Raw genomic sequence first — 7,192 nt, 5'->3', positions numbered from 1 at the left:
TGACCTTCTCGCCAGCCTGCTTGAGGTCGGACACGGCTTGATCGCCTCTGCCCTCCGCCTCCAGCGACTCGTCATCGGTTGCCTTGCCGGTGGCCTCCTTGGCTTTGCCCTTGAGGTCATCGGTTGCGTTCTCGATCTTGTCGTCGAGTCCCATGATCTGTCCTTTCGTCGGTTTTGTGAGTAATACCCAACGGCCCGCGCCGTACACGTCGCGTGAGCGTCGAGCATCCCGATTTCTCGATTTTGCCTCCACCGGCAGCAGTGAGGTGCTTCACTCAAAGTGGGAGCCGAATGCGCGTCGCTCGATGGGCATTCGGAAGGGGGTGCGGGCACATTTGCCCGTGTGGTTTGAGGGAGTGGACAATGGTCGGATCGTTCTGCCGTGGGGTCGCGGTGACAGCTGCGGCCGTCCTGACCGCTGGGTTGATGTCCGTATCGCCGGCCCAGGCGGCCGATGACATCACGATCAATCTGGTCGCACTGAATGATTTCCACGGTCAGATTGACGGCAAGGTCGTCCAGTGGGCGGCGACGGTGGAACAACTGCTGGCCGATGGTCCGGCCGACAACACGTTGCTGATTTCGGCCGGTGACAACGTCGGCGAGTCCTCGCCTGCATCCGCGGCGCAGGACGACGATCCGGCGATCGATGTGCTCAATGTCTTGGGCGTTGATGCCTCAGCCGTCGGCAATCACGAGTTCGACCGCGGCTACAACGATCTGGTCAACCACATCATGGAGCGCGCCGATTTCCCGATCCTCGGTGCGAACGTCGCGAAGTCTGACGGGTCCCCCGCGCTTGATGCGTCCACGACGTACACAGTCAGCGGAGTGCGGATAGCCGTCATCGGAGCGGTCACATCGGCCACGCCAGAACTCGTCAAGCCGTCGGGCATTGAGGGCTTGACCTTCGGTGACCCCGTGACGGCGGTCAACACCGAGGTCGATCGCCTGAATGCACTGCCAGCATCCGAGCAGCCTGACGTCATCATTGCGGCCATCCACGAGGGTGCTCCATGGGGAAGCTGGAACCTTGAGCAGGCCATGCAGAGCAGCAGCATCTTCACCAGACTTGTCGAGGACACTTCGCCCGACGTCGATGCACTCATCATGGGCCACACCCACATCACGTACGTCTACGATGCGCCGGTCCCCGGCGACCCGAACCGCACCCGCCCGTTGATTCAGACCGGCTTTCACGGACAGAACGTCGGCCAGATCAAGCTGACCGTTGACTCCGACACGGGCCAGGTGAACGCCTACACCGCGCGCAACGTCGCCCGCGTCACGACCTCGGATCAGGACCTGATCCCGACGAACACAAAGCTGGCCACGATCGCCCAGATCCGCGACGATGCGGTCGCCTTCGCAGCAGCGCAGTCGGAAGAGGCGGCGGCGGTACAACTCGAGCTCGACGAGGCTGAAGCCGCCGGCGAAGATGCATACGCCGAGGTCCAGCGGCTGAAGACCGAGTACGAGGCCGCCGTGACGGCCCGCAACACGGCATATACCGAGGCTTCCCGGCTCAAGAAGATCTACGAAGCAGCCATCACGGCCGGACAGGCTGGCTACGCCGAGGCTTCTCGCATCAGGCAGGCCTACGACGCGGCCGTGATGGAGGCCCGGGCCGACTACGCCGCCGCCACGTCGATCAAGCAGGCCATCGACGCGTACGCAGCCGAGGGCAAGGCCGCCTACGCAGTTGCCACCACCGTCAAGGAGGCCTACCTGGCGGCAGTGGCGGAGGGCAAGGAAGCGTACGCGACCGCCACACGGATCAAGTTGCTGTTCGACGCGGCCGTGGCCGAGGGCAAGGCTGCATACGCAACAGCGGCGACCATCAACGCGTCCATCAACGCTTACGCAGCCGAGGGCAAGGCCGCATACGAAGAAGCCGCGAGGATCAAGCAGGAGTACCAGGCCACCATGGCGATCGGGGACCCAGACTCAAGCATTCTCCTGGCAGAGCTGACGCAGCAGTACACGGACGCCATCGCCGCCGGGCATGCTGCGTACGCAAAGGCCACAGCACTTGTTCCCGACTACGATGCAGCCATCGCAGCCGGCAAAGCCGCTTACGCCGAGGCTACGGCCCTGAAGCCGGAATACGAGGCAGCCGCCGCAGCTGGCAAAACCGCCTACGCAAAAGCCACAGCCCTGATACCCGACTACGACGCAGCCATCGCAGCCGGCAAGACCGCCTACGCAAAAGCCACAGCACTTGTTCCCGACTACGACGCAGCCATCGCAGCCGGCAAAGCCGCTTACGCGAAAGCCGCCGCCCTGATACCCGACTACGACGCAGCCGTCGCAGCCGGCAAAGCCGCCTATGCAGAGGCGGCGGCGCTGAAGCCGGAATACGACGCTGCCATCGCGGCCGTACAGGAAGCGAGCGCAACTGTGTCCGCGGTGAAGGAACTGTACGACGCGGCGATCGCGACCTTGAACGACCTGATAGCGACCGTGGCAGCCCTCAAAGAGAAGCTGCTGGGTCTCCTGTGAGACTCAGTCGACAGGTGTGAGCAGGAAGATCGGGATCAGGCGGTCGGTCTTGACCTGGTAGTCCGCATAGTTCGGGAACGCCTCGACAGCACGGTCCCACCAGACAGCGCGCTCGTCGCCCTTGAGCTCACGCGGCGTGTAGTCCTTGCGGACAGCGCCGTCCTTGAGCTCGACCAGCGGCGCGTCGACGAGGTTGTAGAACCAACTCGGGTTGTCGGGCGCTCCGCCCTTAGATGCGACGACGAGGTATTCGCCTTCGTGCTCGACTCTCATCAGGGCGGTCGTACGGATCTTGCCGCTCTTGGCACCCAGCGTGTACAGCAGGATGATCGGGCGGCCCAGGATCGAGTTGCCCTTTTCGCCGTCGGTGCTCTCATAGAGCTCGGCCTGCTTGCGGGCCCAGTCGGACGTGCTCGGTGCGTATTCCCCAATCAGCGGCATGTCCCAAGCCTTGCAGAAGGCTCAAAATGTCATTCCTAGCGGTAAGAATGGATTTGTCGCCGCAGGTCAGGGGGACCGCGGCCAGAGAATTCGAGGACATCATGGACTGCAAGATCGAGCTCATCTTCGTACCTGTCACCGACGTCGATCGCGCGCGCGACTTCTACGCCAACCAGGTCGGCTTCAACCTCGACCACGACATTCGAGTCGACGAAAACGTACGTTTCGTCCAGCTGACGCCAGCCGGCTCAGCCTGCTCGATCGCGTTCGGCGAGGGTATGGGCAGCGGACTCGCTCCCGGCCAGCAGGACAGCATCCAAGTCGTTGTTGCAAGCGCCCAGGCGGCCCGCGATGAGCTCATCGCCAAGGGCGTGGATGCGACCGAGCTCGACGTCCAGCCGTGGGGCACGTTCACCACCTTTGCCGACCCTGATGGCAACCGCTGGCACGTTCAGGAGCTCCCTGTGCGCTAAGGCAGACTGTCTCCGTGACTTCGGAGATGCCTGCAGACCTGCTCATCCACGCGCTCGAGGCCAAGGGCTTCATGCCGGAGGACGAGGGCGAATTCCTGCACCGCGTCGCGCGTGGGCGGCTCCCTCACGGGCCGGCACTCGAAATCGGTACGTACTGCGGCAAGTCCGCGATCTACATGGGTGCCGCAGCGCGCGAGGTCGGTGGCACCGTGCTCACCGTCGACCATCATCGTGGCTCCGAGGAGAACCAGGCTGGATGGGAGCATCACGACTCGACTCTCGTCGACGACGAGTTCGGCCTGATGGACACCCTGTTGGTGTTCCGCAAGACGATTGCCCGCGCTGGGCTCGAAGATCAGGTGACCGCTGTCATCGGCAAGTCGACCAGCGTCGCGACCTGGTGGCAGACCCCCGTCAGTCTGCTGTTCATCGACGGCGGTCACGCCGAGGAGCACGCCCAGAACGACTACTCAGGCTTCGCCCGCTGGATCATGCCGGGCGGCGCCCTGGTGATCCATGACGTCTTCGAGCGTCCTGAGGACGGCGGTCAGGCACCGTTCCACGTATGGCAGCGCGCCGTAAGTTCTGGTGCGTTCGAGCCGACCGAGACAGTCGGCTCGATGCGGGTACTAACGCGCAGTCGGGGAAACGCCGGCGAACCAGTCGGTTGACGGGCAGTCGCACTCGAGCGCGATCTCGTCGAAGCTGACTCCGATTCCGTGGCCGGTCATGATGCCCGAGCCAAAGGTCGTCGAGGTGAGCACGTCCCACGCGAGGATCACGGCCGCTGCGGTGTAGGTCGTGTGCTCGTGCGGCCAGTGGACGCCATCGGGCGTGACATAGCCCGTCCAGTAGGCGCCGTCGTCGTGACGAAGGTGCTGCATGTCGGTGAATACTTGCTCGGCCCGGGGATCACCGATCGCCTGCAGCGCCATGGCGAGCTCGCAGGTCTCGGCACCTGTGAACCAGGGGTTCTCGCTGACGCAACGGATGCCGAGACCGTCCTCGACGAACGTGTCCCAGCGTGAAGCGAGCATCTCGTCAGCGGCGGGACCGCGTACGGCGCCACCGAGGACCGGGTAGTACCAGTCCATCGAAAAATTCGACTTGTCGAGGAACTGGTCGCGATGCTCGCGCAGTGCGTGGCCCAGACGGCCTCCGGCGAGCTCCCATTCGGGCTGGGGCTCGTCCATGATCTCGGCGAGCGCCACGCCGCAGCGCAGCGCCTGGTAGATGCTCGAGCTGCCCGCGAGGAGTGCCTCGCGGTTGATCTTGGCGGGACCGTTGGAGTCCCACTCGCGCGACCACGCGATGCCACCGAACGGAAGCTGCAGGTCGACGACCAGGTCGAGCGCGCGGCGTACGACAGGCCACATGCGCTCGAGGAAGTCGCGGTCCCGGCGGATCGACCAGTGGTGGAGCACACCGACTGCGATGTAGCCGGCCATGTTGGTCTCGGTGCTGGCGTCCTCGACGGAGCCGGCCACCAGCTTCATGGGCCACGAGCCGTCTTCACGCTGATTGCGCAGGCACCAGTCGTATGCAGCCTCGGCGGCCGCGACCTCACCACCGACGAGCAGCGCCATGGCGCCCTCGACGTGGTTCCAGGCGTCGGTGTGCTCGCCGATCGTCCACGGGATCGCGCCATCGGGCTCCTGCATCGAGGCAATGCTGGCAGCCGTCTGGGCAATCTGCTCCGGGGTCATGACGCTAGCCCTCAGGAAGAGGGAGTCTCCGGCTTGCGCAGGTAGAGCACCATGCTCTTGCCGATGACCGGGTTGAGGAGCTTCTCCGCGAAGCGCGTCACGGTGCTGTAGCGAGGCGTCTTCATGATGTCCCACACCAGGACCTGGTGATAGGCCTTCACGAGCGGGTTGTCGTCGTTCTTGACACCGACAGCGCACTTGAGCCACCAGTAGGGCGAGTGCAGACCGTGGGCGTAGTCAATGCCCTCGAACGTCATGCCAGCGTTCTCGAGCTTGCCGATCAGCTCCTTGTCGGAGTAGATGCGGATGTGGCCTCCGGGCGTGTTGTGGTAGTCGTCCGAGAGCTTCCAGCAGAGGATCTCGGGCAGCCAGCGGGGCACCGTGATGGCCATCGTGCCACCGGGGCGCAGGACGCGTACGAGTTCGTCGATCGCCTGGATGTCGGCGGGGATGTGCTCGAGGATCTCCGAAGCCACGACGCGGTCGAACTCACCGTCGGCGAAGGGCAGCGACAGTGCGTCACCCTCCTTGATGTCGGCGGATGCGCCCTCGGGAACCTCGCCAGCCTCCTTCATCGCACCGAACAGGTCCAGCACGTTGGCCAGCTCGTCGGCGTCCTGATCGAAGGCGACGACGTCGGCGCCGAGGCGGTACATCTCGAACGAGTGCCGACCGGCGCCAGCGCCCATGTCGATCACTCGGTCGCCCGGCTTCAGACCGAGGCGGTCAAAATCAACTGTCAGCATCTACTTGTCTCCATTGTTCTTGGCCGCGTGTGCAGCGATCACTTCTTCGTATGCGGCGGCAGTGGACTTGGCCACCGCTCCCCAGCTGAATGTCTCGAGAACGCGCTCGCGTCCGGCCTTGCCCATCGCCTCGCGGCGCTTGGGGTCGTCGAGCAGCTCGGCAATGGCGGCCTCGAGCTCTCCGACGTCACCGGGGGTGACGAGCTTGGCGCAGACGCCATCCTCGCCGACAACCTCGGGGATCGCGCCGGCACGGCTCACGACGAGCGGAGTGGCACAGGCCATCAGCTCAGCGGTCGGCAGCGAGAAGCCTTCATAAAGCGACGGGACACAGGCGAGCTCGGCTGAGCCCATCACGTCCACCAGTTCGGCGTCACTGATGCCGTTGACGAACTTCACGTGCTCGGCGATGCCCAGGTCATCAATGAGCTTCTCGGTACGTCCTCCGGCCTTGAGCGTGGTGACGAGCATGAGCTCGACGTCGCGCTCGGTGCGGAGCTTGGCGAATGCCTCCAAGAGGGTCGCGATGCCCTTCATCGGTGCGTCGGCGCTGGCCATGGCGACGATGCGGCCGGGTACGCGCGGGGCGGTCGGCGGTACGAACACGTCGTCGACGCCCAGCGTGATGACCTCGAGGACCGACGGATCGACGCCGAAGTCGGCGATGATGTCGCGGCGGCTCGACTCGGAGACCGTGAGGATCTTCGTGAGCTGCTTGGCGACACGCTTCTGCATACGCAGGAAGCCGTACCAACGACGGGTGCTGAGCTTCTTGCGAAGCGGCGCCTGCGCCAGGTCGATGCGGCGATCGAACGTGATCGGGTGATGGATCGTCGTGATCAGCGGGAAGCCCATCTCAGCGATGTCGAGCATGCCGGAGCCAACCGTCTGGTTGTCGTGGACGATGTCGAAGTCGCCGATCCGATCCTTCATCAAGCGGGCAGCACGCTTGCTGAACGTCTTGGGCTCGGGGAATCCGGCGGTGCACATCGTCAGGAATTCCTCGACGTCGGTCAGGTCGCGGAACTCCTTCGGCTTCGGAACGCGGAAGGGGTCGGGCTCGCGATAGAGATCGAGCGACGGAACCTTGTGCAGGATGACGCCCTCGTCCAGTTCCGGATAGGGCTGGCCCGAGTAGACCTCGACATGGTGACCGAGCTCAACCAGCTCACGGCTCAGGTGTCGGAGGTAGACGCCCTGACCCCCGCAATGTGGCTTGCTGCGGTAAGACATGAATGCGATACGCACGTGGCGCCTCCGTCGGGTTGTACAAGTTCAGTGCACTTGACTGAACTTTCAATTGTCTCGTGACCAAGGGCCAATG

8 protein-coding genes are annotated in these 7,192 nt (G+C 64.3%); 3 read left to right on the top strand and 5 right to left on the bottom strand.

Going from position 1 to position 7,192, the window contains the following annotated elements:
• Nucleotides 1-154 (bottom strand): CsbD family protein (locus V6M39_RS06600; protein ID WP_332642967.1); only part of this gene is annotated, 154 nt, incomplete at its 3' end.
• A 209-nt stretch (nt 155-363) separates the two neighbouring features.
• Between V6M39_RS06600 and V6M39_RS06595 the strand changes: the two genes are divergently transcribed.
• On the top strand, nt 364-2,502 hold the full coding sequence (locus V6M39_RS06595) for a metallophosphoesterase (protein WP_332642965.1): 2,139 nt from the start codon (nt 364-366) through the stop codon (nt 2,500-2,502).
• 3 nt (nt 2,503-2,505) lie between these two features.
• On the opposite strand, the gene V6M39_RS06590 is transcribed toward V6M39_RS06595, so the two are convergent.
• On the bottom strand, nt 2,506-2,943 hold the full coding sequence (locus V6M39_RS06590) for a nitroreductase family deazaflavin-dependent oxidoreductase (RefSeq protein WP_332642963.1): 438 nt from the start codon (nt 2,941-2,943) through the stop codon (nt 2,506-2,508).
• A 101-nt stretch (nt 2,944-3,044) separates the two neighbouring features.
• On the opposite strand from V6M39_RS06590, the gene V6M39_RS06585 reads away from it, so the two are divergent.
• Complete coding sequence (locus V6M39_RS06585; protein ID WP_332642962.1) at nt 3,045-3,416, top strand: glyoxalase superfamily protein; 372 nt, start codon at nt 3,045-3,047, stop codon at nt 3,414-3,416.
• A gap of 14 nt (nt 3,417-3,430) precedes the next feature.
• Nucleotides 3,431-4,087, top strand: coding sequence for a class I SAM-dependent methyltransferase (locus V6M39_RS06580; RefSeq protein ID WP_332642961.1), 657 nt, complete (start codon nt 3,431-3,433; stop codon nt 4,085-4,087).
• Here the strand turns inward: V6M39_RS06580 and V6M39_RS06575 are convergent.
• Genes V6M39_RS06575 through V6M39_RS06565 form a run of 3 tightly spaced genes read right to left on the bottom strand, consistent with a single transcriptional unit; the run spans nt 4,046 to nt 7,116 of the window.
• The gene (locus tag V6M39_RS06575; protein WP_332642960.1) at nt 4,046-5,122 is read right to left on the bottom strand and encodes a prenyltransferase; all 1,077 of its coding nucleotides are present in this window, start codon (nt 5,120-5,122) and stop codon (nt 4,046-4,048) included. The genes V6M39_RS06580 and V6M39_RS06575 overlap by 42 nt on opposite strands.
• 11 nt (nt 5,123-5,133) lie before the next feature.
• Nucleotides 5,134-5,868, bottom strand: a complete 735-nt coding sequence (locus V6M39_RS06570; RefSeq protein WP_332642959.1) for a class I SAM-dependent methyltransferase — start codon at nt 5,866-5,868, stop codon at nt 5,134-5,136.
• Nucleotides 5,869-7,116 carry a glycosyltransferase family 4 protein gene (locus tag V6M39_RS06565; RefSeq protein WP_332642958.1) on the bottom strand — a complete coding sequence of 416 codons (1,248 nt, stop codon included), beginning with the start codon at nt 7,114-7,116 and terminating at the stop codon, nt 5,869-5,871.
• Nucleotides 7,117-7,192: the final 76 nt, after the last annotated feature.

The organism is Aeromicrobium sp. (genome assembly GCF_036675695.1).
GTDB lineage: Bacteria > Actinomycetota > Actinomycetes > Propionibacteriales > Nocardioidaceae > Aeromicrobium.
Note: the sequence above shows the minus strand (reverse complement) of the source record. Positions and strands in the feature narration are given on the sequence as shown.

Coding starts and splice junctions, on each gene's coding strand:
- V6M39_RS06575 (WP_332642960.1), bottom strand. CDS start 5,122: ATGACCCCGGAGCAGATTGCCCAGACGGCTGCCAGCATTGCCTCGATG.
- V6M39_RS06595 (WP_332642965.1), top strand. CDS start 364: ATGGTCGGATCGTTCTGCCGTGGGGTCGCGGTGACAGCTGCGGCCGTC.
- V6M39_RS06585 (WP_332642962.1), top strand. CDS start 3,045: ATGGACTGCAAGATCGAGCTCATCTTCGTACCTGTCACCGACGTCGAT.
- V6M39_RS06590 (WP_332642963.1), bottom strand. CDS start 2,943: ATGCCGCTGATTGGGGAATACGCACCGAGCACGTCCGACTGGGCCCGC.
- V6M39_RS06570 (WP_332642959.1), bottom strand. CDS start 5,868: ATGCTGACAGTTGATTTTGACCGCCTCGGTCTGAAGCCGGGCGACCGA.